This is a genomic window from Elongatibacter sediminis, from assembly GCF_037892215.1.
Taxonomy (GTDB): Bacteria; Pseudomonadota; Gammaproteobacteria; order Xanthomonadales; family SZUA-36; genus Elongatibacter; species Elongatibacter sediminis.
In genome coordinates this window covers 71,830-96,966 of record NZ_JAZHOG010000002.1, presented here as the reverse complement: position 1 = coordinate 96,966, position 25,137 = coordinate 71,830, and the positions used below count along the sequence as shown (strand labels likewise).

The window sequence follows — 25,137 nt, the reverse complement described above, 5'->3', positions numbered from 1 at the left end:
TCCAGTGAAATTCGAATTGAAATACAACGAGGTGAATCCGTGACAAGACCCATTTTGCTGACTACAGGCACACTGCTGTGCGCCGCATTACTGTGGGCTGCGGTCCCCGTCAAGGCTGCGGCGGCCGTCTCCGGCCTTCCGGACTTTACGGAGCTGGTGGAACAGGCCGGTCCGGCCGTCGTCAACATCCAGGTGACACAGTTCGGTGATCGGGCACGCAACCGTAACCGCAACCGTGGTGATCAGCAGGCCCCTTACGATCAAGAGGACATCCCGGAATTTTTCCGGCGCTTTTTCGACACACCGGGCAACCCGGGTAATCCGGGTATCGGACAGCCGGATCGCCGGGGCCTCGGGTCCGGTTTCATCATCGAGGATGACGGCTACATCATCACCAACCACCACGTCGTCGAAGATGCCGATCAGATCGTCGTGCGCCTGGACGACCGGCGCGAATTCGAAGCCGAGTTGATCGGCTCCGATCCGCAAAGCGATGTCGCCCTGCTCAAGATCGATGCCAAGGGTTTGCCCGCACTCGCAATCGGGGATTCGGAATCTCTGAAGCCCGGCGAATGGGTCGTGGCGATCGGCTCGCCGTTCAACTTCGAGCAATCGGTCACGGCCGGGATCGTCAGCGCCAAGGGCCGCAGTACCGGGGCGCAGCAGTACGTGCCATTCATTCAGACCGACGTGGCGATCAACCGCGGCAATTCCGGCGGACCGTTGCTGAATCTGGAAGGCGAAGTGGTCGGTATTAATTCGTGGATCCTGAGTTCCAGCGGTGGTTACATCGGATTGTCGTTTTCGATTCCCATCGAAACGGCGATGGGCGCCGTCAAACAGCTTCGGGAGACCGGTACGGTTTCACGTGGTTTGATGGGAGTCATGATCGGGCCGGTGACGCGCGAGATCGCCGAGGCCATGAGCCTCGACCGCTCCGCCGGTGCGCTGGTCAATGACGTGACCCCCGGCGGGTCGGCCGAGCGGGCCGGCATCCAGCCCGGTGACGTGATCCTGGAATTCGATGGCCAGACCATCGAGACGTCCGGTGATTTGCCGCCACTGGTCGGCGCCCATCCGCCCGGAGCGGAAGTCGAAGTGCTGGTCAGCCGCGAAGGTCGCAAAAAGCGTTTCGAAGTCACGCTCGACGCGCTGAACGGCGATTCGGGTGGCGCTGAAACCGGAGGGTCCGGACCGGCCCGCCAGAGCAATGCTCTCGGATTGGCGGTAGAAGCCATGACGGCGGAGCAGCGCCGCGCCCTCGGCAATCCCGACGGCGGCGTGATCGTTTCCGACGTGGAGAGCGATGCGGCCTTCCGGGCCGGCATCCGTCCCGGCGATGTCGTGTTGATGATCAACAGCGAGCCGGTCGGCGACCTCGGCGATTTCGAAGACATCGTTTCCGGGCTCGAGCCGGACAAGGCCGTCGCCTTGCGGGTGCTGCGTGACGGCGTGACCAGCTTCTTCGCGTACACGCCATCGGCTGAAGACTGATATTTCAGCTATAATCGGCGCCTTCGAAACACGGCCATCCGTCTCCGCCGAGGCGGGTGGCCGTTTCCTGTCGGCAGTCAATTCATGAACCAGACCCGCATCAGAAACTTTTCGATCATCGCGCATGTCGATCATGGCAAGTCCACCCTGGCGGACCGGTTCATCCAGATCTGTGGCGGACTCACCGAGCGAGAGATGGCGGCCCAGGTGCTCGACTCCATGGAACTGGAGCGCGAGCGCGGCATCACCATCAAGGCCCAGAGCGTGACGCTCAATTACACGGCTCGCGACGGCGAAATCTATCACCTGAATTTCATCGACACGCCCGGTCACGTGGATTTTTCCTACGAGGTGTCCCGCTCCCTGGCCGCCTGCGAGGGCGCGCTGCTCGTGGTCGATGCCGCGCAAGGCGTCGAAGCCCAGAGCGTGGCGAACTGCTACACGGCGGTTGAGCTGGGACTGGAAGTCATTCCGGTGCTGAACAAAATCGATCTGCCGTCGGCCGAGCCGGACCGGGTGCGTCGCGAGATCGAGGACATCATCGGCATCGAGGCTTCGGATTGCCTTACCGTGAGCGCCAAGACCGGTCAAGGGGTGCCCGAGGTCCTGGAAGCCCTGGTGGCGGGCATTCCGGCACCGACCGGAAATCCGGATGCCCCGTTCAAGGCCCTGATCATCGACTCGTGGTTCGATAATTATCTGGGCATCGTGTCCCTGGTTCGGGTGGTGGACGGCTCCATCGGCAAAGGCGAGAAGATCAAGCTGATGTCGTCGGGCAACCAGCACCAGGTCGAGCAGGTGGGCGTCTTCACGCCAAAACGGACCCGTCGTGATCGCATCGGCGCCGGTGAGGTGGGCTTTCTGGTCGCAGGTATCAAGGATGTTCACGGCGCGCCGGTGGGCGACACCCTGACCCTGGCGCGCGACGGTGCCACTGCGGCACTGCCTGGATTCAAAGCGATGCAGCCGCGCGTGTTCGCGGGCCTGTTTCCAACCGACGCGGAGGATTTTCCCGATTTGCGCGAAGCGCTGGAGCGATTGCAGTTGAACGACGCCGCGCTGCAGTTCGAGCCGGAGACCTCGGAAGCCCTGGGTTTCGGTTTCCGCTGCGGATTCCTCGGTCTGCTGCACATGGATATCATCCAGGAGCGGCTGGAGCGCGAATACAACGTCGAGCTGGTGACGACCGCGCCCACCGTGATTTACGAAGTGGAGTTGACGGGCGGGGAAGTCATCAACCTGGAAAACCCCGCCAGCCTGCCGCCGATCAACACGGTCGCGGAAATTCGCGAACCCATCATCGAGGCCAACATCCTGGTGCCCCAGGATCACGTGGGCGGCGTGATCGGGCTGTGCGAGGAAAAGCGCGGCCACCAGCTCGCGTTGCAGTACCTGGGCGGTCAGGTATCGATCCGCTACGAGTTGCCGTTGTCCGAAGTGGTGCTGGATTTCTTCGACAAACTGAAGTCGGTGAGCCGGGGTTTTGCCTCCTTTGATTACCATTTCAAGCGTTTTCAGGCCGGCCCGTTCGTGCGGGTGGACATCCTGATCAATGGTGACCGCGTGGACGCCTTGTCGCTGATCATGCACCGTGACCAGGCTCAGCGGCGTGGGCGTGAGCTCGCCTCGGCGATGAAGGATCTGATTCCCCGGCAGATGTTCGATGTGGCCATTCAGGCGGCGATCGGTTCCCAGATCATCGCCCGGACGACCGTGAAAGCCCTGCGCAAGAATGTCACGGCCAAATGTTATGGCGGCGACGTGACCCGCAAGCGCAAATTGCTGGAAAAACAGAAAGCGGGCAAAAAACGCATGAAGCAGGTGGGGCGGGTGGAAATACCACAGGAAGCCTTTCTCGCCGTTCTGCAGCCCGATACCAAGAGGTGATTCGACATGGTGCCTGATTTTTCGCTGCTGCTGGTCGTGTTGACCGGTGTTTCCGGGCTGATCTGGCTGGTTGACAGCCTGTTGTTCCGCCGTGCCCGCATGGACCGTGCCGTGCAGAACGAGGTCAAACAACCGCGCGATCCGGTCATTATCGAGTATTCCCGCTCGCTGTTTCCGGTTCTGCTGATCGTTTTGCTGTTCCGGTCGTTTCTGTTCGAACCGTTCAAGATTCCGTCCGGATCCATGATTCCGACCCTGCTGGTCGGGGATTTCATCGTGGTCAACAAGTTCGCCTACGGCTTGAAATTGCCCGTGGTGAATACCAAGATCGTCGATATCGGCGAACCCCGGCGCGGTGATCTCGTCGTGTTTCGTTACCCGGTGGACCCGGCCGTGAATTTCATCAAGCGGCTGGTGGGCCTGCCCGGCGACACCGTGACTTACCGGGACAAGCGCCTGTACCTCAACGGCGAACTCGTGGAAACCGCACCCATCGGCCTGTACACCACGGCCGATGTCAAATGTTCGACCCCGCGATCCGACGCGCGCCTTGTGCACGAAACCCTGGGCGACGTGGAGCACGATATCCTGATTCACGAGGGGAGCGGCAGCCGGGATGGCCAATGGGTGGTGCCCGAAGGGCATTATTTTATGATGGGTGACAATCGCGATCGCAGCAATGACAGCCGGGAATGGGGCTTCGTGCCGGAAGAAAACCTGATGGGCCGTGCGGTCGGGATCTGGATGAACTACGATCTGAACAAGGGCTGCGGCGACTTCTCACGCATCGGTAACGGCATTCACTGAACCGGCAGCCGGTGCGGTCATGGGGCTGTTCCGCGAAACCTGCGGGCGCATGCCCGCCGGGCTGAAATTATCAACCGTTCCCCGATCGGGGTATGATAGTTTTCGGCTGGTCCGGGCGGTGAGCCGGAATCAGCGCTGGAAAAACGAGCGAACCGTACCACCCCACAAGGAAGCAGGTGAGAAGCCATGAAGATTCGCAAACAGAACGGCCTGACCCTGATCGGTTTCATCATCGTTCTCGCGATCGGACTGCTGTTCGCATACACGGGCATGAGGGTTGTCCCGATGTACCTGGAGTACCATGCGCTGGTCAGTGCGCTGGACACCCTGAAAAACACGCCCGGGGCGCGGGACATGTCGCCGCACCGCATTCGCAACAACCTGATCAACAGCCTCTGGGTCAGCTATTCGTCCAACAACATCAAGCGCGAGCACATTCGCATCAAGCGCAGCGATGGCGTTGTCGTCTCCGTCAATTATGAAGTACGTAAACCGTGGATCGGCAACCTCGACATCATCGGCCATTTCAGCCGGTCGGTTACGTTGCAGTAGGGACCGTTGGCTCCACGTGGACGGGAAAGGGTGACCGATTCGGTCCCCGGTATCGATTACCGGTTTGAAAATCCACACCTGCTGCGCCAGGCCCTGACCCACAAGAGTCACGGGCCGGTGCACTATGAAAGGTTGGAATTCCTCGGCGACAGTATTCTCAACATGGTCGTTTCCACCCGCGTGTTCGAATTACACCCCCAGGCGCCCGAGGGCGATCTCAGCCGCATGCGCGCGCGCATCGTGCGTGGCCGGACCCTGTCCGAGATCGCCAGCGGCATCGGGCTGGGCCGGCAATTGAATCTCGGGCCCGGCGAAAAACGGTCCGGCGGGTTTCGCCGTTCTTCTATCCTGGCCGACGCGCTGGAGGCGGTGCTGGGCGCGATCTATATCGACGGTGGTTACGAAGCCTGCCGTGCCGTGATCCTGTCTCTGTGCGATCCGTTGATTGAAAATCTGCCTTCCGCGGACAACCTCAAGGATGCCAAGACGCGCTTGCAGGAATGGCTGCAGGGCCGCGGCCGGCCGCTGCCGGAATACACCCTGGTGCGCGAAGAGGGCGCGGATCACGCCAAGAGCTTTCACGTCGAATGCCGTTTGCGGGACGGCGACGAGGTGGTCGGTGCGAACGGCGCCAGCCGTCGCAAGGCCGAGCAGGTGGCAGCCGGAAAACTGCTCGCGAGGCTTTCCGGACAATTCACGGAGGGTCGTCATGACTGATGAGACATTGACGGCCCCGGACCCGCAGGACGAACAGCGTTGTGGTTATGTCGCGTTGGTGGGACGTCCGAATGTCGGTAAATCGACCCTGATGAACCGCATTCTGGGTCTGAAACTCAGCATCGTCACCGCCAAGCCGCAGACCACGCGGCAGCGGATATCGGGCATCAAGACCACCGCGGAAGGGCAGGTGGTGTATGTCGATACGCCGGGCATTCACCGCGCGGCAGGTCGTGCGCTCAACCGGCACATGAACCGTGTGGCACGGGCTTCCCTGCAGGATGTCGACGTCGTGCTGTTTCTGGTCGAGGCCGGGCGCTGGACCAACGAGGATGATCACGTCGCGCAGGCCCTGGAGCGTGTCGGGGTGCCGGTGCTGCTGGTGGTCAACAAGATCGATCGCGTATCCGACAAAAGCGGCCTGCTGGCCTGGCTGAAGGAACATGCCCGTGAAGACCGGTTCGAGCACGTGATGCTGGTGTCCGCGAAGTCCGGAGCGGGTGTGGACGACCTCGAGGATCGGGTTACCGAACTTCTGCCTTTCTCCCGTCCGCTGTATGACGAAGATCAGTTCACCGATCGCAGTGAGCGCTTCCTGGCGGCGGAGTTGGTCCGTGAGCAGCTCACGCGCAGGCTGCACCAGGAACTGCCTTATGCCCTGACAGTCGAGATCGAGGAGTTCAAGCGCGACAAGAATCTGCTGCGAATTGGCGCGATTGTCTGGGTCGAGCGCAGCAGCCAGAAGCAGATCGTCATCGGCAAGGGCGGAAACGTACTCAAACAGGTGGGCTCCGGCGCGCGCGCGGCGCTGGAGCAGTTGTTCGACGAGAAGATTTTCCTGAGGTTGTGGGTCAAGGTCCGGCGGGACTGGACCGACAGTGAACAGGCTCTGCGCGAACTGGGGTTTGACGACCCGGCGGGCTGAGGCCACGGGTTCGCGGAGATGCGGATTCAGCTCGAACCGGCCTACGTGCTCCATGGCCGGGCTTACCGGGAAACCAGTCTCTTGCTGGAAGTGTTCAGCCGCGGTCATGGGCGCGCCGGCCTGGTGGCGCGGGGTGCCCGCAGCAGTCGATCAAAACTGCGCAACCTGCTGCAGCCGTTTCGTCCGCTGCTGTTGAGCTGGAACCAGCGCGGGGAACTCGGCACACTGACCGCCGCCGAGCAGGTGGCGTCGGTACCGTTGCCGCGGGGCGACGGTCTGTTCTGCGGGCTGTATGTGAATGAGCTGATGATGCGCGCCTTGCACCGTTCGGATCCGCACGAGTCCCTGTTCGAATCCTATTCACACCTGCTCGCCGATCTTGCCGGATCGCGGCCGGCCCAGCCGCTGTTGCGGATTTTCGAACGCGACCTGCTCGAAGCCATGGGGTTCGGCATGCAGTTGGTGGCCGAGCACGCGTCCGGTGAAGCCGTGGCGGCGGGGCGGCATTACCGTTATGTGCCCGGGGCCGGCCCGGTACGCGAGAAACGGTCCCGGGATGATCTGGCCGGCGCCGGTGGCGCGGAACTGACGAATGTCCACCCGGACCACGGAATTCGGGTTTCGGGTGATGCCCTTCTGGCCTTACAATCCAGCCGTATCGACGACGAACATCTGGTGGAACTCAAGCGTCTGATGCGCGCCGTACTGCGATTTCATCTGGGCGACCGGCCGCTGGTTTCGCAAACCCTGTTCCGTTGAGCCGCGGAACACGCAATCGAATAATCTGGCGCCCGAAGCCAGGACAGGAAGCTAGCAATGACCGTACTTCTGGGAGTGAATATTGATCACGTGGCCACGGTGCGTCAGGCGCGCGGCACCACGTATCCGTCGGTGATCGAAGCCGCTGAATACGCCGAACGGGCGGGCGCCGATTCCATCACCGTGCATCTGCGCGAGGATCGCCGGCATATTCAGGATGCCGACGTGCGCGCCCTGTGTGGCCGTTGTTCAACCCGGGTGAACCTGGAAATGGCGGTGACTTCGGAGATGATTGAAATCGCGCTCACGCACCGGCCGGCGGACGTCTGCCTGGTTCCCGAAAAACGGCAGGAGCTGACCACCGAAGGGGGCCTCGACGTTCGCGGCCAGCAAGCGCAGGTGGCGGATGCAGTTGAGCGGCTCTCCGCGGCGAACATCCGGGTATCCCTGTTCATCGACCCCGACCCCGGCCAGATCGAGGCGGCCTGCACGGTTGGAGCGCCGGTCATCGAACTGCACACCGGCACCTATGCGGATGCGTCCGGCGACGAGCAGGATGCGGAACTCGAACGCCTTCGTGTCGCCTGCGAGTTGGCGCATGAACGGGGCTTGCAGGTCAATGCCGGACATGGGCTCCACCGCGACAACGTAGTACCGGTCGCTCGTCTCCCCCACATGACCGAACTCAATATCGGACACTCCATCATCGCCCGCTCCATCTTCGTGGGCCTGGAAGCGGCCGTGCGCGAAATCGGTCAACTCATTCGCGCCGCCTGACCGGGCTCGCTGCCGCGCGCACCACCGCCCCGTCTTCCAGCAGGGCGGTATACAGAGCCCCCCAGCCGGGTGTCGGCCCAGCCTGTTTCAGGCACAGGTGGAGTCGGCGGCAGTCCTCGGCGATCGCACCCTGACCACTGATGGCCGCGGCTCCGCGCAAGCGATGCAGCGTGTGCCGGGCCAGTAGCCAATCTCGGGTGGCAAGCGCCTGATCCAACCGGTCGAGATCATCCGGCAGTTCCCGACGAAATCGTTCGACGAAGACCGCCGACGGATTTTCGTACGGTGCCGGTGCCGGCGCATCCGGTTCCCGTTTCGGAAACGGATTGTCGCCGCGAGGCGTGACGGAACCGGAAGTCCGGTGGCCGGTGATCGCGGTGCCGACGGCGGCGAGGAGATCACCGGCCGCGAAGGGTTTCCGCAGAAAGTGGCCCGGAACAGGTTCCCGGGACGGATTTGCCGCATCCGTGCCGGGCGGATCGGCGCTCATGGCCAGGATCATGGGACGGTCCCGGGAGGCGGCTGCACATTGCCGGATCAGCCGCTGACGGGCCTCCGGGTCGGGCAGGCGGCAGTCGAGCAGAACAAGGTCCGGAAGGGCGGCACCCAGTCGACGCAGCGCTTCGTCCGCGGTCCGTGCCTGGTGGGTCCGCCAGCCGTGTGCCGACAGCACATCGGCGCAGAACCGTCGGCAGACGGGATCGTCGTCGACCACGAGAGCACGGCCGGCTTGACCGGGCTGCAAACGGTTCAGCGGTTCCCCTTGAGACATGGTTCGGCACCACGCAACGATTTCCCCTCTGTTCTGTCAGAATAGCCGTGATGAGGAATGTTGCAAGCCGGCTGTGCGAGGTCGGGCGCCCGCGGCTGGCGGCCCGGGCTCTTCTGTCTGTGTTGTTGCTGGCTTTCCCGGTGGGTCCGGCCTTCGCCCTGACCGTAACCGCGCAAGTGGACCGGGTGACCTACGAGGATTTCGTGGCCACCGGCATTGACGTGGTGGCTGAACTCGGGGAGGCCGGCGGCCCCGTGGCTCCGGGCGTCGTCGTACGTGCCGGGCAGGTCAGCTTGGCATCGGACTGGCGCTTGCAACAGGTCGAAATCCATTGCAATCAACCGGCCGGTGACGATCCGGGCGCGACGGCCCGCCCGTCCGGAAACCCCGTTAATGAACGCGGTGGGGGAGTGCAACCACAGGCACAGGCTTCGCTGCCGGAACTCTGTCGCGGCGCATCCTGGCGGCTCGCACTCGAACGCGCGGATATGCAGCCCGCCCTCGAAGTACGCGGTGCTATCGACGAAATCCGGTTCGACGACGATTGGGCTCTCCGGTCCGAATTCAGCTCCGGAGACTTCGCCGGCCGGTTCGAGGCACGGCGCGATGGCGGTTCGGTCTCGACGCAGGTGGATTGGGACGGGCAGCCGATCCAGGCCATGCAGGCGTGGCCCCTGCCGCTCGCTGCGCTCGAATGGGTCATGGCGGGACGAACCAGCGGACGCCTGAGCCTGCGCTTGCCAGCCGACGGGCCCGGAACGGCGGAGTTCCGGACCGCCGTCGACGGTTTGGACTTCGACTCGCCGGACGGCCTGTATGCCGGCGCGGCCCTGGCTTTTGGCGTGGAGGGCTCGGCCGAATGGTCCGGATCGCCGCGGCTCGTCGCGGATGTTTCCATCGGCGCGGGTGAATTGCTGCTGGACCGCTTCTACACCGCCTTCGAGGAGGTGCCGCTGAGCCTGCACGCCGATATCGAGGTCGGCGACGATCGCATTCACTTGCGCGAGGGGCGGGTGGACGACGGTCGCGCACTGAAGGTCGAGGCACGCGCGCAATTCGACCCGGCCGAACCGCTTGATTCCCTGGAATACCGGGTGGACCGGCTCGAATTGAATTTCCCCGGCGCGTACGAACGCTACCTGGAACCGTTGCTGGGTCCCCTGTCGCTGGACGGGCTGACCCTGACCGGTGCCGTACGCTGGCAGGGCGAGGGGCCGGCCATCACTGCAGCGGGTGCCGCAGGGTCGGGGTTTCCCGAGGGACGGCTGGAAATTAGCGACCTGTCCATCGTCGACCGTGAACGGGAACGTTTCGCGGTGACCGGACTGGAAGCGGAATTGCATGCCGGTTCCAGCCCGATCGATTCCCGTGTGAGTTGGCGTGGCCTGCTGTTGCAGCGCATCAACCTCGGGTCCGGCGCGGCGGTGATCGCCACCGCGCCCGGCAGATTCGCCCTGGCCGAGCCATTGCGTCTCGACGTGCTGGGCGGTCGGTTGTCGCTGGACCGCATCGATGTGCGATTACCGTCCGATACAGCGGCGGCAGGCTCCGAACCCGAAGTGACCGTGCAGGCATCGCTCGACGACATGGAAATGGGGGCGCTGACCGAAGCGCTGGACTGGCCCCGCTTCGAGGGCCGGATCAGCGGTGATATCCCCGGGGTGAGTTTGGAGGGGGGCGTCCTGTCCGTCGACGGTCGCATTGACGTCGAGGTATTCGACGGGTCTCTGCACCTGTCCGGGTTGCGCGTGGAACGGCCGTTCGGCGTGCTCCCCAGCCTGGCGGCCGACCTCGAAGTAGACAACCTCGATCTCGAACGCCTGACGCACACCTTTTCTTTCGGCCGGATTTCCGGGCGACTCGATGGTTATATGCGCGACTTGCGCATGCTGGACTGGAAGCCCGTGGCCTTCGATGCCTGGTTCGGAACGCCGGTGGATCAGCAGGAATCCCGCGCGATTTCCCGCCAGGCCGTCAATCGCCTCACCACCATCGGGGGGGGCGGACCGACGGCCGCGCTCACCGGTCCGCTGATGCGCCTGTTCAGCAATTTTTCCTACCGCAGGCTCGGCATGGGCTGCGTATTGAGCAACAACGTCTGCGTGCTGCGCGGACTGGATGATGATCCAAACAGTGTGCTGATCATGGAAGGCAGCGGCGTGCCCAAGATCATGATCCGTGCTTACAATCGGCGCATGGATTTCCCCCAACTGGTCGCCAATCTCGCCGCAGCCTCGGAAGGGGAGGGCATACGGGTCGGTGACGGGGAGTGAATGAGCTTATCGCACCAATGACCGGCTTCATGGTCTGATATTATTGTGCCCGCGCCGCCAGCGCGCCGAACCGATTCGAGGCTGAGCCGATGAACAAGCTGATTGCATTTCTGTCCCTGTCCGTGGTCGCGCTGCTCGCCGCCTGCGTGACCATCAACGTGTATTTCCCCGCCGCAGCGGCGGAACGGGCCGCCGAGGAATTCGTCGGCGACGTGCTCGGGGAGTCCCGCGAGGAAGGGTTCCTGTCACCGCGTCAGGGGCCGGGCGGTGACGTGCTGCTGTGGGCGGCCACCAGTGCTTTGGACTTTCTGGTGCCCAGCGCCCACGCGCAACAACCCAGCATCGACATCAACACGCCGCAGATCAATGAAATCAAGGCACGCATGGCGCAGCGGCAACGCCAGAGCCTGAACAGTCTGTTCGACGCCGGCGCGGTCGGTTTCACCCGCGATGGGCTGGTGACGGTTCGGGATCGCTCCGCCGTTTCGCTCAGCGAGCGCCGCAATCTGGAAAGCGTGGTGGCCGAGGAAAATCGCGACCGCAAAGCGGTCTATCGGGAAATCGCCGTCGCCAACGGTCACCCGGAGTGGGAACAGCAGATTCAGGAAACCTTCGCCCAGGAATGGATCCAGAAAGCGCGGGCCGGTTGGTATTACCAGGACGAAAGCGGTGCCTGGACACAAAAGTAGTTGGAGCCTCATCCCTGAAGACCGGGCCCGTACGGGCCCGGTTCTTGTTTGGGGCGCCGGTTCGAATTTCCATCGGAGTCGGAAATGAGTCGACGATCCCGGCGCCGCCTGCCGGACACGCCGTTCGAAGCGGACATCAGCGGACTCAGTCATGATGGCCGTGGTGTTACGGACATCGAGGGCAAAAAAGTGTTCGTTCACGGCGCCTTGCCCGGTGAGCGGGTCCGTTTCCGCCTGACAGCGCGCCAGCGCAGTTTCGACGAGGGCGAGGTCACCGAGGTTCTGCAGGCTTCCCCTGACCGGGTGGAGCCGCGCTGCCCCCATTTTCAGTTTTGCGGGGGCTGTGCATTGCAGCACCAGGCGCCGCAGGCCCAGATACTCGCCAAGCAGGATACCCTGTTGCAGAACCTGCGGCGGATCGGGCAGGTGGAGCCCGAAGATGTGTTGCCGCCGCTGTCCGGTCCGCAGTGGCACTACCGTCGCAAAGCACGCCTTTCCGTTCGGCGGGTCACCGCCAAGCAACGCGTTCTGGTGGGCTTTCGTGAACGCCGCGGCCGCTATGTCGCCGACATGGATTCCTGCGAAATTCTGGATTCGCGCGCCGCGCGCCTGCTGCCCCGTCTGCCGGCCCTGATCGATTCCCTGTCCTGCCCGGAACGGATTCCGCAGATCGAGGTCGCCTGCGGTGACGAGATCTGCGCCCTGGTGTTCCGCCACCTGGAGCCATTGACCGCGGACGACCACGAACGTCTGCGGGCCTTCGCCATCGATGCGGACGTGGCCGTGCTGCTGCAACCGGGTGGCCCGGACACGATTACCGCACTCGAGCCGGAGTCCGTCACCCTCGCATTCACCTTGCCCGCGCACGACATCGAACTGGTTTTCGGGCCGGCGGATTTCATCCAGGTCAACGCCGAACTCAATCGGGCGATGATCGACCTGGCCCTGGAACACTTGCGGCCCGAGCCGCAGCATGCCGTGCTGGATCTGTACTGTGGCCTGGGCAATTTCACCCTGCCGCTGGCCCGCCGGGCGGCATCGGTCGTGGGCGTGGAGGGCGATGCGGCGCTGGTGGGAAGGGCTGCCGCCAATGCGCGCCACAACGGGTTGGACAATGTCGTGTTCCACACGGCCGATCTGGCCGGTGACCTGACCGCTGTGCCCTGGCTCCGGGGTTCGTATGACCGCGTGCTGCTGGATCCGCCGCGATCCGGTGCTGAAGTCGTGCTTCCGGCGGTGGCGGCCAGCGGGGCGGAGCGCATCGTCTATGTCTCGTGTCATCCGGCCAGCCTGGCCCGGGATGCCGGTATTCTGACCAGCCGCCACGGTTACCGGTTGGAGGCCGCCGGTGTCATGGACATGTTTCCCCATACCGGACATGTCGAGTCGATCGCCGTGTTCGGGCGGGCGGGCTGAGCGCGTGGCCGGTCCGCTCCTGATCGGGTTTAATGGCGAGTCGCTGGAGCCGCGCACGCGGCAATGGCTGCGGCACCCCGATGTGGGTGGCGTGGTGCTGTTCAAACGCAATTTTCGCGACCGGGAGCAGCTGGGCGAACTGATCGGCGCCATCCGCGATGCCAGCCCGCAACGACCGCTGATCTGCATCGACCAGGAAGGAGGGCGGGTACAGCGACTGCAGGCGGGATTCACGGAACTGCCGCCCCTGGGCACGCTCGGGCGGATGTGGGAAGAGTCGCCGTCGCGCGCGGCCGATTTCGCCTACCGGCACGGACGGGTGATGGCTTCGGAGATGCTGGCGGTCGGCATCGATCTCAGCTTCGCGCCGGTGCTGGATCTCAACCGCGGTAGTTCGGTCATCGGAGACCGGGCTTTTGCCGCCGATCCCGAAGTCGTCATCGAACTGGGTCGCGCCTACCTGGCCGGCATGCACGACGCGGGCATGAAGACCACCGGCAAGCATTTTCCCGGTCACGGATCCGTGCGTCCCGACTCACATACCGAAGACGTGGTCGATGATCGTGCCCTCGAAGAACTGGAAGCCCTGGACCTGCGTCCGTTCGCCGAGTTGGCCGGCGACCTCGACGCCCTGATGATCGCGCACGTGGTTTACCCGCGGATCGACAGCAAGCCGGCGGGGTATTCCACCCGCTGGCTCAACGATCACCTGCGCGGTTCGATGCACTACCGCGGGGTGATTCTTTCGGACGATCTCGGAATGCATGCCGCACGCGTGGCGGGCGATCTCGCGTCGCGCACCCGGGCGTGCCTGGAGGCCGGTTGTGATCTGGTGCTGGTCTGCCGGCCGGAAGATGTGGAAGAATTGCTCGGCGCCCTTGAAGGCGGTAAAGCGCTGGGCGATGCCGACACCGCCCGTTCGGCGCTGTTCGGAGCGCCGACCCTCAGTGCGGCAGAATTGGCCAGCGCTTCCTCGGGCGGCGCCGGTGAATGGCGCCAGTGGTGCGCCAGCCTCGAGGCACTCAACCACCCCCGTTCGTCAACCGGAGTCTGATCGATGTCCGAAATCTCCTTTTCCGATCCGCGAGAACTGCTGGAGCAATCCGACCTCATCGCCGGCCGCGATGAAATCGGGCAGGCCCTGGACCGCATGGCCGTCGAAATCAATGCGCATTACGGCGACAGCGACATCATCCTGTTGGCGGTCATGACCGGTGCGATTCTGCCGGCCACCTGGATCGCGACCCGCCTGAACATGCCGCTGCGAATGGATTTCGTGCACGCCACCCGCTATTCCGGGCAGACGCAGGGCGGTGAACTGGATTTCCGCGTGCCGCCGCGGCTCAATCTGCAGGATCAGCACGTGCTCGTTGTCGACGACATTTACGACGTTGGCCTCACCCTGGAACTGATCGAACGATATTGCCTGGCTCGCGGAGCCCGTTCGGTGAACAGCGCCGTTCTGGTACGTAAACAGCACGGCCGGGAAACGGCCGGCGAATTGCCGCGTTTCATCGGTATGGACGTCGATGACCGGTACGTTTTCGGTTGCGGCATGGACGTCCATGAGCACTGGCGTCACCTGACCGAACTGCGTGCGCTGGAGGAAGGCGAATGAACCCCGGCCCGACCCCGGCTTCGACTTCGACTTCGACTTCGACCCCGACCCTGGCGCTGATCGGTGGCACCGGCCTGACCGAACTGGACGAGAACTGCGCCGAGATCGCCATCGAAACTCCCTATGGCGCGCCGTCGGCGCCGATTCGCGAGGTGACCGACACGCCGATCCGCACGGTGTTTCTGCCGCGGCACGGAAGCCCCCACGTACTGCCCCCGCACCGGGTCAACTACCGCGCCAACCTGTGGGCGTTGCGCGAAGCCGGCGCACGGCACGTGCTGGCGGTTTCCGCGGTCGGCGGCATTGCGCGCGAGTGCCGGCCAGGCGTGCTGGTCGCACCCGATCAATTGATCGATTACACCTGGGGGCGCGAGCACACGCTGTCCGATTCCGCCGACGACGAGCTGGTTCACGTGGATTTCACTTACCCGTACGAAGGGCCGCTACGCGACGAATTGCTGGCGGCTGCCGAAGAGCAGGGCATCGTGTTGATCGACGGCGGCTGCATCGGGGTGTTCCAGGGACCCCGGCTGGAGACCGCGGCCGAAATTGAACGCGCCCGGCGCGACGGCTGTGACATGGCCGGAATGACTTCACTGCCGGAAGCGTCGCTGGCGCGGGAACTGGGATTGGACTATGCGGGTATCGCCGTCATTTCCAATTTCGGAGCCGGCATCACCGGCGAACGCTTGTCCGAAGAGGATATTGCCGAGACCCTGCGTGAGCCGATGGAGCGCGTGCGTCGTCTGATCCGTGCTGTCGCCGGCCGGCTGGCGGCCCGGGCCTGACGGATGGCGGCGACCTCGTCCGAATTTCCACATCTGCTGGCGCCTCTGGACCTGGGCTTCACGACCCTGGCCAACCGCGTCCTGATGGGCTCCATGCACACCGGCCTGGAGGATCGCGGCCGGGATTTCGGGCGGCTGGCCGCCTACTTCGCGGAACGCGCGGCCGGTGGCGCCGGTTTGATGGTCACCGGCGGATTCGCCCCGACCGTTCGGGGCTGGCTGGCGCCTTTCGCGTCGACCCTGGCCTGGCCGTGGCAGCCACGCACCCACCGGCCGGTAACCGACGCCGTACATCGCGAAGGCGGCAAGATCTGCCTGCAGATACTGCATGCCGGGCGTTATGGCTACCATCCGCTGTGCGTCGCGCCCAGCGCGATCCAGTCGCCGATCTCTCCATTTAAACCCCGGGCCTTGTCACCCCGCGGTATCGAGGGGCAGATTCGTGGATTCGTCCGCGCCGCCCGCCTGGCCGCCGAGGCCGGGTACGACGGTGTTGAGGTGATGGGCTCGGAAGGGTATTTCATCAACGAATTCACCACGCCGCGCGTCAACCGGCGGGACGATGACTGGGGCGGAGACACCGGGAACCGGTATCGGATCGCCGTTGAAATTCTGGAGCGCATGCGCGCGGCGGTGGGGCCCGATTTCATCATCATCTACCGCCTGTCCATGCTCGATCTGCTGCCCGACGGCAACAGCTGGCCTGAAATCGTGGCCCAGGCCCGGGCGGTGGAAGCCGCCGGCGCAACCCTGATCAATACCGGAATCGGCTGGCACGAGGCCCGTATTCCGACCATCGCCACCATGGTTCCCCGGGCCGGGTTCACCTGGGTGACCCGGCGGCTCAAGGGGGAAGTCGGGGTTCCGCTGATTACGACCAACCGGATCAACACCCCGCAGGTGGCCGAGCGTGTGCTGGCGGACGGGGACGCCGACATGGTCTCGATGGCGCGGCCGTTGCTGGCGGACGCCGAGTTCGTGCGCAAGGCCGAACAGGGCCGGGCCGATGAAATCAATGTCTGCATCGCCTGCAACCAGGCCTGCCTGGACCATACGTTCTCCCGCCGGACCGCCAGTTGTCTGGTCAATCCACGCGCTTGTCACGAAACCGAATTGCGAATCGAACCGGTCCAGATCCGGCGCCGGATCGCGGTGGTCGGCGCCGGCCCGGCAGGGCTGGCTTGTGCGACCACGGCCGCGGGCCGGGGGCATGCGGTGACCCTGTTCGAAGCCGCCGGCGAGATCGGGGGTCAGTTCAACATGGCCAAGCGGATTCCGGGCAAGGAGGAGTTTCACGAAACCCTGGCGTATTTCGCCCGGCAGATCGAATTGACCGGTGTCGATCTGCGCTTGAACACGCAGGCCGATGTCGGGACCCTCGCCGGTTTCGACGACGTCGTGCTGGCCACCGGCGTGGTCCCCCGGACCCCGGCCATCGACGGCATCGACCGGCCCAACGTGCTGGGCTACATCGACGTGTTGGCCGGTCAGGCGCCGGTGGGCCGGCGAGTCGCCATCATCGGCGCCGGTGGCATCGGCTTCGATGTCGCCGAATACCTCGAGCACCCGGATCACGACCCCATGGACCGGCCGACACCCGAGGCATTCGCACGGGAATGGGGCATCGACATGAGTTTGCGGGCGCGCGGTGGAGTGGAAGGCATGGAGCCGTGCCCGTCTGAATCGGGGCGGGAGCTGTGGCTGCTGCAACGAAAGACCAGCAAACCCGGCCAGAACCTGGGCAAAACGACCGGCTGGATTCACCGGCTGAGCCTGCGTCGCCGCGGGGTGAACATGGTCAGCGGCGTGACCTACCACCGCATCGACGATGACGGGTTTCACCTGAGCGTGAACGGCGAAGCGCAGGTGCTGGCGGTGGATACCGTGGTGGTCTGCGCCGGACAGCAACCGCGCCGTGACCTGCTGGAGCCCCTGCAGGAGTCGGGCGCGAACGTGCACATCATCGGCGGGGCGGATGTGGCGGCGGAGCTGGACGCCAAGCGGGCGATCAAGCAGGGCACCGAACTCGCCGCCCGTCTGTGACCCGTATTACCCGCCCGGTTGCGGAATCAGGGGGTGCTGGTCCCGCGGGCTGCGTTCTCCCGGGCCCCGGCCTCAGCGATCGACGGATTCCGCTTCGGTGTTGCCCTCCGCCGATTCGGCCGCGGCCGGCAGGGTAAAGTGCAGAATCGCGATGCCCCAGATCGCGGACAGCACCGATCCGCAAATGACGCCCACCTTGACCCCCGACAGCAGATCGAAATCGCCGTGTTCGAAGGCCAGGGTTCCGATGAACAGGCTCATCGTGAACCCCACACCGCACAACGCGGAAACGCCGAAAACCTGGCCCCAACTGACGCCGTCCGGCAGGCGCGCGATGCGCAGCAGGCAGGCCAGACCGACCATGCCCAGCACGCCGATCTGTTTGCCGGCGAACAGGCCCAGCACAATCCCCACGGGTACCGGTCCGGTGAGGTCTTCCGCCTCCAGCCCGAGCAGGGAAACGCCTGCGTTGGCCAGGGCGAAGACCGGCAACACCGCGAACGCGACCCAGGGATGCAGGGCATGTTCCAGGTGGCGGGCCGGAGACCTGCTGTCATCGGCGCGCAGCGGGATGAATGCCGCCACGACCACACCGGCCAGGGTCGCATGGACCCCGGACTTGAGTACGCAGAACCAGATGAACGCGCCGACCAGCAGGTACGGCGCGAGCCGCATGACACCGGAACGATTGAGCAGGAACAGTGCGACCACGCCGATTCCGGCCAGCCCCAGGGCCGTCGTGCTCAGGTCGCTGGTGTAAAACAGGGCAATGATGACGATGGCCGCAATGTCGTCGACGATGGCGATCGTCGTCAGGAACACCTTGAGCGAAACCGGCACGCGCGAGCCCATCAGGCCGAGCACGGCCAGGGCGAACGCGATGTCCGTCGCCGTCGGAATGGCCCAGCCGTTGCGCGCCGAACCGGCGTCGCTGGTTATCGCCAGGTAAAACAGTGCCGGCACGACCAGGCCGCCGATGGCCGCGAGTGCCGGCAGCACGACCTGCTCGGGGCGGGAAAGCTGCCCCTCGACCACCTCGCGTTTGAGTTCGAGCCCGACCAGCATGAAAAACAGCACCATCAGGGCATCGTTGATCCACAGCAGCAGCGGCTTGTCGACGCCGAGGCCGCCCAGGGTCACCGTGAGGTGCAGATCGAGCACCCATTGGTAGAGTTCGTAGGTTGGCGGAATATTGGCCAGAAGCAGGGCCAGAACCGTCGCGCCGACCAGCAACAGGCCGCCGGCGGACTCCAGTTTGAGGAATTCTCGCAGGGCCTGGGCAGCCTGTGCGGATGCCTGGCGGATCACGTTGGATACCCCAGCCTGGAACGCCGGGGGCCGGGCGCTGTGCCCGGAATCATTGAAGAATTAATAAACACGAATTATCATTCCGGGAAACGGTGTTGTCATGCCGACCATGAAGTAGGGATAGCGGATAGCGCCGCCACCCTGGCGCGAGGGGCTATGATGGGCGATTGGACCTTGTTCAGCAACCACGGACACGTGTTGCTTTTTCTGGCGGGTAATACCGAAGCGCGGCTGCGGGATGTCGCCGGCCAGGTGGGAATCACCGAACGGGCCGTGCAGAAAATCGTACGCGAGCTGCAGGATGCCGGTTACCTGTCGGTGACCAAGCACGGCCGCTGCAACCGCTACCAGATTCATGGCCGCAAAACGCTGCGGCACCCGATCGAGTCGCACTGCACCCTGTCGCGGCTGGTCGGCCTGGTCCACCGTTCTCCCTCCGGGGAGTCGGAGCCGGCGGCGGAATCCGCGGTGGTTTCCGCGCCAAAGAACAAGGCCAAACCGAAATCCCGAACCCGGAGCAAACCCGCACCGCGGCCTCAACAACAGCCGCAGGCCAAAAGCGCGACGCGCCCTGAGGCCCAGACCGTGAAAGACTCCCGTCCGGCGGCCGAGCCGGTTGAGCCGCCCGCGGCATCGGCCCCGGAACCCGCGTCCGGACCGGTGCCTGAACCCCCGCAGCCGGCGCCAGCCAAACGCAGGGGCAAGAAGAACACGGAAGCGGAGTCCGAGCCGGCCGAGACCCGTCAGCAGGGCAGTCTGTTCTGAACAGCCGGCACAACAGGAGGATGACGTGAGCCATCAACCGGTGGCGGTCATCACCGGAGCCGGTAGCGGACTCGGCGCCGCCATGGCACACCACTTCGCCGCGGACGGCTACGCCGTCGCGGTTACCGATATCGATGCGAAACGTGCCGCCGGAGTGGCGTCTGAATTGCGTCGTACAGGCGCGGCCGCCATCGACGCCTGCCTCGATGTCACCCGGCAGTCGGAATGGGACCGGCTGGCGCAGCGAGTGGTCGCCGAGTGGGGCGGCTGCAACGTCCTGGTCAATAACGCCGGGGTCGCGGTCGCGGGCAACTGCGAGGACACCCCGCTGGAAGACTGGGAGTGGGTGCTCGACGTCGACCTGATGGGCGTCATCCGCGGCTGCCATCGATTTATTCCGCTGTTGCGAAGCGAAGCGGCCGACGGGCAGCAGGCCCATGTCGTCAACGTGTCTTCGTTCGCCGGTTTCAGCGCGATGCCTGGCCTGTCCGCTTACGGGACCGCCAAGGCGGCGGTCATCGCGTTTTCGGAACACCTGAAAACCGAACTCGACGAGGCCGGGGTGGGTGTCTCGGTGGTCTGTCCCATGTTCGTGCAGACCAATCTGATGCAAACCTTCCGTTCCGCCGATACGACGTATACCGAACGGGTGGAACGGTGGATGGCGCGTTCGGGCGTCAGTGCCGAAGATGTCGCTGCCGCGGTGGCGGAAGCCGTTCGCGACCGGCGCTTTCTGGTTCTGACCCACCCCGGCAGCCGGTTCGCGCTGCTGTTGAAACGTTGGTGGCCGAGCCGCTACTACCGGCAGGTACAACGTCTGTCGGCCAGGGCGGACGGGAGAACGGCATGAGTGAAACCCGTTGGATGATTTACGGCGCGAATGGCTACACCGGACAATTGACCGCCCGCGAAGCGGTACGCCGCGGCTTGCGGCCGATACTGGCCGGGCGCAATGAGGCCGCGGTGTCCCGCCTGGCCGAAGAACTGGATTTGAGCCACGCGGTTTTCGATCTGGATGATGCCGCAGCGGTTCGGCGGGAGCTGCACGGTCTGCGGCTGGTTCTGCATTGTGCCGGACCGTTTTCGGCCACCAGCCAGCCCATGATCGAAGCCTGCCTGGCGGAGGGTGTGCATTACCTGGACATCACCGGCGAGATTTCCGTGTTCGAGAATGCCCACCGTCAGAACGATGAGGCACGACGGGCCGACATCGTGCTGATTCCCGGTGTGGGATTCGATGTGGTGCCCAGTGACTGTCTGGCCGCCACCCTGGTTCGCGCACTGCCGGCGGCGACCCGTTTGACGCTGGCGTTCGAGGCCGGAGGCGGACCGAGTCCGGGCACGGCCAAGACCAGTGTCGAGGGACTGGGGCGTGGCGGCACGGTGCGCCGTGACGGACAACTCATTCGGGTGCCGTTGGCCTGGCGGTCGCGCACCATACCGTTCGCCCATGGCGAGCGGACCGCGGTCACCATTCCCTGGGGTGATGTCTATACCGCGCACATCAGTACCGGAGTACCGGACGTCGAGGTCTACATGGCCGTGCCACCCGCCACGCTGCGTCGCCTGCGGCGGATGCGCTGGCTGCAGCCGGTGCTCGGATGGAGTCCGGTACAGAAATTCCTCAAGGGCCGGATCGAGCGATCCGTCAGTGGTCCGAGTAACGAGCGGCGCGGCAAGACCGATGCACAACTCTGGGGCGAAGTGCACAGCGCCGACGGGCGCACGGTCAGCGCCACCATGACCACGCCGAACGGCTATGACCTCACCGTGCTGGCATCGCTCGGCATTGCCGGGTATCTGCTGGAGAACGAAGTCGAAGGCGGTTACTACACACCGTCACTGTTGATGGGGGCGGACTACGCCTCGACCCTGCCCGGCGTCACCCTGGAGCTGTCGCCGGTCAACTGACCTGCAGCCGGGCCGAACCCCGTGTGCTGTCCCGCAAACCGTGCTCGAGGTCGGACAGGCGGTCCGCCCGCACTTCGATTCGCAGCCGGATTCCGTCGCTGGTGAACGATTCTTCCAGCTTGCGGGCCGCACACCGTTCCAGGACTGAGTGTACCGCTCCGGTCCACTCGAACCCGCATTCGATCACGGCCGTTTCGGTGGCGTGTATCGTGATGATCCGCCCCTGATCGATGCAACGGGCGGCCGCCCCGCCATAGGCGCGTACCAGCCCGCCCGCGCCCAGCTTGATGCCGCCGAAGTAACGGGTGACCACCACCATGACCCGGTCCAGGCCTTTGCCCTCGATGGCGGACAGAATGGGGCGGCCGGCCGTGCCGCCGGGTTCGCCATCGTCACTGAAACGGCAGGCGCCGTCGCAGGTCCATGCCCAGCAGTTGTGCGTGGCCGCGGGATCGGCAACCGATTCGAGGAAAACCGTGGCCGCGTCCGGACCGGGGATCGGACCGGCGTGTGCGACGAAACGGCTGTGCCGGACGACGGTTTCGTTGGAGACCGGGGCGGCCAGGGTTTGCACGGTCGTTATGCGGGTCCCTGCGGGCCGTCCGTATCCACGCCGGGTTTGTCTTCGGCGGGCACCGCCGATACCGAGTCGACGGTGCAGTGAATGCGCCCGTCGGCCAGCCGCGCGTCCAGCCGGGCGCCCGTTTGAACTTCGCGAACCGACGTGAGCACCCGGCCGGATTGCGGGTCCGAGAGGGTGGCGTAGCCACGTTCCAGAGTGGCCAGTGGGCTGACGGCGTTGAGCGTACGTGCCAGCTCCGCCAGCCGCCGCCGTGCGCGATCCACCGATCCTGCCGCCTGTTTTCGATTGAGCCGTGCCAGGCGTTCGAGGTGTTCACGCCGCTCGTTCAGGCGGCGCTGCGGGTGCTGGCGATTCAGGCGCGCTTCGGCGCCCGCCACCCGTTGCGACAGGTCGGCGAGCCGGCGCCGCAGCAGACGGCCGAGCGCGGTCCGTTGCGTACGCAGGCGGTCGGCCTGCTCGCGGATGCGCCGCGCCGGATCGCGCTGGGCCAGCCGGTGCGTCAGGTGGTCCAGGTGCTGCATCCGCTGCTGCAGGCCGGCCTGCATACGTTGTTTCAGCATGCGCTGATGACGCTCGAGCCCGGCTTTGACCTGTACTCCGTCCGGCGTCGCCAGCTCCGCGGCCGCCGATGGCGTGGGTGCCCGCAGGTCTGCAACGAAGTCACAGATGCTGAAATCGGTTTCGTGCCCGACCGCCGAGATCACCGGCAGAGTCGAATCCGCCACCGCCCGGGCCAGGGATTCCTCGTTGAAGGCCTGCAGGTCTTCCAGCGAACCGCCGCCACGGCCCAGGATCAGTACCTGGGCCCAGGCCTCGCGGTTGGCGCGCGCCAGTGCGGCGCGCAATTCTCCGGCGGCTTCGGCGCCCTGAACGGAGGCGCCGTACACGCGCACCGCGGCAGCGGGCCAGCGGCGTTTCAGCACATGCAGGACGTCACGGACGGCGGCACCGGAAGGCGAGGTAATGACGCCGATGCGCCAGGGGAAGGCCGGTAGCGGGCGCTTGAGCGACGCGTCGAACAGGCCCTCGTCCCCGAGTTTTTTCTTCAGCGCCTCGAACGCGCGTTGCAGGGCGCCCTCACCGGCGTCGCGCACCGAATCGACGATGAGCTGATATTCGCCGCGTGCCTCGTACAGGCTGATGCGTCCCCGCGCGACGATTTTCAGACCGTTGCGCAGCTCGGTGCGGGCACGCTGAACCGACGAGCGAAACATCGCGCAGCGCACCTGCGCCGACTCGTCTTTCAGCGAAAAATAATGGTGTCCTGAGGCCGGGCGCGACAGGTTGGAGACTTCGCCCTCCACCAGCACGCGCGGAAATCCGGCTTCCAGGTGTAGTTTGGCTTCGCGATTCAATTCGCTCGGCGAGTAGACGTAGGCTGAAGGCTCGGTCGGGATGTTGCTCATGCGGGGCATCATAAACGATCGGATTCGGGTTTTCGGCGCCCGAAATCGCTGACCCGGACCCGTCGCAGGCGTTATAATCCCCGGCTTGACCTTCGACGCCCGGGCCGGCCCGGGCGTCGGCGTATCCCGTAACCGCAGTCCGTAGGAGAACCGCCGTCATGCAGTTGATCGGTGAAGCCCTGACATTCGACGATGTTTCTCTGCAACCCGCTTATTCCGACATCCTCCCGCGGGACGTCGATCTGGGTACCCGTTTCACCCGTGACCTGAGTCTCAAGGCGCCGGTGGTGTCGGCGGCCATGGACACCGTGACCGAAGCCCGGCTGGCCATCGCGATGGCACAGGAAGGCGGTATCGGGGTGGTGCACAAGAACATGACCCTCGATCAGCAGGCCGACCAGGTCCGCATCGTCAAGAAGTACGAGGCGGGCGTGATCAAGGACCCGATTACAGTCACCCCGCAGACCACGATCCGCGAGGTGCAGCACCTGACGCGCCGGCACAATATTTCGGGCGTGCCGGTCGTGGACGGAAACGAACTGGTCGGTATCGTCACCTCGCGCGACATGCGGTTCGAGAAAAAGCTGGACGATCCGGTACGCAACATCATGACGCGCAAGGATCGCCTGATCACCGTGCACGAAGACGCCAGCCAGGACGAGGTGCTGGAACTGCTGCACAAGCACCGCATCGAGAAAGTGCTGGTGGTCAACGACGATTTCGAACTGCGCGGCCTGATCACGGTCAAGGACATCCAGAAATCCACCGATTACCCGAACGCGGCCAAGGACTCGCAGGAGCGCCTGCTCGTCGCGGCCGCGGTTGGCGTGGGCGGAGACACCGAGGAGCGGGTGACCGCCCTGGTGGCCGCCGGCGTCGACGTGGTCGTGGTCGACACCGCGCACGGGCATACCCGCGGTGTCATCGAGCGCGTTCGCTGGGTGAAACAGCAGTTCCCCGATGTTCAGGTCGTCGGAGGCAATGTCACCACGGCCGAAGGTGCACGGGCCCTGGTCGAAGCCGGCGCCGACGGCGTGAAGGTGGGGCAGGGGCCCGGTTCGATCTGCACCACGCGCGTCGTGGCCGGCGTCGGGGTGCCACAGATAACCGCCGTGGCGAACGTGGCGGCCGAACTGGAAAGCTGCGGCGTGCCCCTGATCGCCGATGGCGGAATCCGTTTTTCCGGTGATCTCGCCAAGGCCATCGCGGCCGGCGCCTGGTCGGTCATGATCGGCGGCCTGTTCGCCGGTACCGAGGAAGCGCCGGGCGAGGTCGAGCTGTACCAGGGCCGATCGTACAAGTCGTATCGGGGCATGGGTTCCATCGGCGCCATGCAGCAGGGTTCGAAGGACCGTTACTTCCAGCACGAAGTGTCGGCGGACAAACTGGTGCCGGAGGGCATCGAAGGCCGGGTGCCTTACAAGGGCCCGTTGTCCGGTGTCGTGCATCAATTGCTGGGTGGCCTGAGATCCTCGATGGGTTACATGGGCACCGGAACCATCGAGCGCTTCCGGAACGAAGCGCAGTTCGTGCGGATCACCAACGCCGGAGTGCGTGAGAGCCATGCGCACGATGTGCAAATCACCAAGGAAGCACCGAACTACAAGCTCTCCTGATCACACAAGGGCCGCGGGCAGCGGCGGGTAC

At 64.8% G+C, this 25,137-nt stretch carries 23 protein-coding genes; 19 read left to right on the top strand and 4 right to left on the bottom strand.

The window, feature by feature from the left end:
• Positions 1–39 precede the first annotated feature (39 nt).
• From V3330_RS03240 to pdxJ, 8 genes are all read left to right on the top strand, one after another.
• Positions 40–1,494, top strand: a complete 1,455-nt coding sequence (locus tag V3330_RS03240; RefSeq protein ID WP_354693955.1) for a DegQ family serine endoprotease — start codon at positions 40–42, stop codon at positions 1,492–1,494.
• Between the two features lie 84 nt (positions 1,495–1,578).
• Positions 1,579–3,381 carry a translation elongation factor 4 gene (gene lepA / locus V3330_RS03235; RefSeq protein WP_354693954.1) on the top strand — a complete coding sequence of 601 codons (1,803 nt, stop codon included), beginning with the start codon at positions 1,579–1,581 and terminating at the stop codon, positions 3,379–3,381.
• A 9-nt stretch (positions 3,382–3,390) separates the two neighbouring features.
• A complete protein-coding gene (lepB, locus tag V3330_RS03230; protein ID WP_354694251.1) occupies positions 3,391–4,188 on the top strand; it encodes a signal peptidase I in 798 nt (265 codons plus the stop codon).
• 186 nt (positions 4,189–4,374) lie between these two features.
• Positions 4,375–4,740: a DUF4845 domain-containing protein gene (locus V3330_RS03225; RefSeq protein WP_354693953.1), complete on the top strand. Its 366-nt coding sequence runs from the start codon at positions 4,375–4,377 to the stop codon at positions 4,738–4,740.
• Between the two features lie 30 nt (positions 4,741–4,770).
• Positions 4,771–5,457: a ribonuclease III gene (gene rnc / locus V3330_RS03220; RefSeq protein WP_354693952.1), complete on the top strand. Its 687-nt coding sequence runs from the start codon at positions 4,771–4,773 to the stop codon at positions 5,455–5,457.
• Positions 5,450–6,382, top strand: coding sequence for a GTPase Era (gene era / locus V3330_RS03215; protein ID WP_354693951.1), 933 nt, complete (start codon positions 5,450–5,452; stop codon positions 6,380–6,382). Before rnc ends, era begins: the two co-directional genes overlap by 8 nt.
• A gap of 18 nt (positions 6,383–6,400) precedes the next feature.
• A complete protein-coding gene (gene recO, locus V3330_RS03210) occupies positions 6,401–7,141 on the top strand; it encodes a DNA repair protein RecO (RefSeq protein WP_354693950.1) in 741 nt (246 codons plus the stop codon).
• A 57-nt stretch (positions 7,142–7,198) separates the two neighbouring features.
• The gene (gene pdxJ / locus V3330_RS03205; protein ID WP_354693949.1) at positions 7,199–7,918 is read left to right on the top strand and encodes a pyridoxine 5'-phosphate synthase; all 720 of its coding nucleotides are present in this window, start codon (positions 7,199–7,201) and stop codon (positions 7,916–7,918) included.
• On the opposite strand, the gene V3330_RS03200 is transcribed toward pdxJ, so the two are convergent.
• The gene (locus V3330_RS03200; RefSeq protein WP_354693948.1) at positions 7,902–8,690 is read right to left on the bottom strand and encodes an Hpt domain-containing protein; all 789 of its coding nucleotides are present in this window, start codon (positions 8,688–8,690) and stop codon (positions 7,902–7,904) included. The two genes, pdxJ and V3330_RS03200, sit on opposite strands and share 17 nt — an antisense overlap.
• A gap of 50 nt (positions 8,691–8,740) precedes the next feature.
• Between V3330_RS03200 and V3330_RS03195 the strand changes: the two genes are divergently transcribed.
• From V3330_RS03195 to V3330_RS03165, 7 genes are all read left to right on the top strand, one after another.
• Entirely contained in the window at positions 8,741–10,963 is a 2,223-nt protein-coding gene (locus tag V3330_RS03195; RefSeq protein WP_354693947.1) for an AsmA family protein, read from the top strand.
• Positions 10,964–11,052: 89 nt separating this feature from the next.
• Positions 11,053–11,652 (top strand): YdbL family probable chaperone protein, encoded by a 600-nt coding sequence (locus V3330_RS03190; protein WP_354693946.1) that lies wholly within the window; start codon positions 11,053–11,055, stop codon positions 11,650–11,652.
• A gap of 84 nt (positions 11,653–11,736) precedes the next feature.
• Positions 11,737–13,068 (top strand): 23S rRNA (uracil(1939)-C(5))-methyltransferase RlmD, encoded by a 1,332-nt coding sequence (gene rlmD / locus V3330_RS03185; protein WP_354693945.1) that lies wholly within the window; start codon positions 11,737–11,739, stop codon positions 13,066–13,068.
• A gap of 4 nt (positions 13,069–13,072) precedes the next feature.
• Complete coding sequence (gene nagZ, locus V3330_RS03180) at positions 13,073–14,122, top strand: beta-N-acetylhexosaminidase (RefSeq protein WP_354693944.1); 1,050 nt, start codon at positions 13,073–13,075, stop codon at positions 14,120–14,122.
• Between the two features lie 3 nt (positions 14,123–14,125).
• Complete coding sequence (locus V3330_RS03175) at positions 14,126–14,686, top strand: hypoxanthine-guanine phosphoribosyltransferase (protein ID WP_354693943.1); 561 nt, start codon at positions 14,126–14,128, stop codon at positions 14,684–14,686.
• On the top strand, positions 14,683–15,474 hold the full coding sequence (locus tag V3330_RS03170) for an S-methyl-5'-thioinosine phosphorylase (RefSeq protein WP_354693942.1): 792 nt from the start codon (positions 14,683–14,685) through the stop codon (positions 15,472–15,474). The genes V3330_RS03175 and V3330_RS03170 overlap by 4 nt, the downstream gene beginning before the upstream one ends.
• Positions 15,475–15,477: 3 nt before the next feature.
• Positions 15,478–17,517, top strand: a complete 2,040-nt coding sequence (locus tag V3330_RS03165) for an oxidoreductase (RefSeq protein WP_354693941.1) — start codon at positions 15,478–15,480, stop codon at positions 17,515–17,517.
• A 72-nt stretch (positions 17,518–17,589) separates the two neighbouring features.
• On the opposite strand, the gene nhaA is transcribed toward V3330_RS03165, so the two are convergent.
• On the bottom strand, positions 17,590–18,825 hold the full coding sequence (gene nhaA / locus V3330_RS03160; protein ID WP_354693940.1) for a Na+/H+ antiporter NhaA: 1,236 nt from the start codon (positions 18,823–18,825) through the stop codon (positions 17,590–17,592).
• Between the two features lie 159 nt (positions 18,826–18,984).
• Here nhaA and V3330_RS03155 point away from each other — a divergent pair, with 159 nt between their 5' ends.
• The 3 genes from V3330_RS03155 to V3330_RS03145 are packed head-to-tail and all read left to right on the top strand — an operon-like array spanning position 18,985 to position 21,501.
• Positions 18,985–19,590 (top strand): helix-turn-helix transcriptional regulator, encoded by a 606-nt coding sequence (locus V3330_RS03155; protein WP_354693939.1) that lies wholly within the window; start codon positions 18,985–18,987, stop codon positions 19,588–19,590.
• Positions 19,591–19,615: 25 nt separating this feature from the next.
• Complete coding sequence (locus tag V3330_RS03150; RefSeq protein ID WP_354693938.1) at positions 19,616–20,440, top strand: SDR family NAD(P)-dependent oxidoreductase; 825 nt, start codon at positions 19,616–19,618, stop codon at positions 20,438–20,440.
• Positions 20,437–21,501 carry a saccharopine dehydrogenase family protein gene (locus V3330_RS03145; RefSeq protein WP_354693937.1) on the top strand — a complete coding sequence of 355 codons (1,065 nt, stop codon included), beginning with the start codon at positions 20,437–20,439 and terminating at the stop codon, positions 21,499–21,501. The genes V3330_RS03150 and V3330_RS03145 overlap by 4 nt, the downstream gene beginning before the upstream one ends.
• Here V3330_RS03145 and V3330_RS03140 read toward each other — a convergent pair.
• Both V3330_RS03140 and xseA read right to left on the bottom strand, forming a co-directional pair.
• The gene (locus V3330_RS03140) at positions 21,494–22,075 is read right to left on the bottom strand and encodes an IMPACT family protein (RefSeq protein ID WP_354693936.1); all 582 of its coding nucleotides are present in this window, start codon (positions 22,073–22,075) and stop codon (positions 21,494–21,496) included. The two genes, V3330_RS03145 and V3330_RS03140, sit on opposite strands and share 8 nt — an antisense overlap.
• Before the next feature lie 5 nt (positions 22,076–22,080).
• On the bottom strand, positions 22,081–23,490 hold the full coding sequence (gene xseA, locus V3330_RS03135) for an exodeoxyribonuclease VII large subunit (protein WP_354693935.1): 1,410 nt from the start codon (positions 23,488–23,490) through the stop codon (positions 22,081–22,083).
• A 158-nt stretch (positions 23,491–23,648) separates the two neighbouring features.
• On the opposite strand from xseA, the gene guaB reads away from it, so the two are divergent.
• Positions 23,649–25,106 carry an IMP dehydrogenase gene (guaB, locus tag V3330_RS03130; protein WP_354693934.1) on the top strand — a complete coding sequence of 486 codons (1,458 nt, stop codon included), beginning with the start codon at positions 23,649–23,651 and terminating at the stop codon, positions 25,104–25,106.
• Positions 25,107–25,137: the final 31 nt, after the last annotated feature.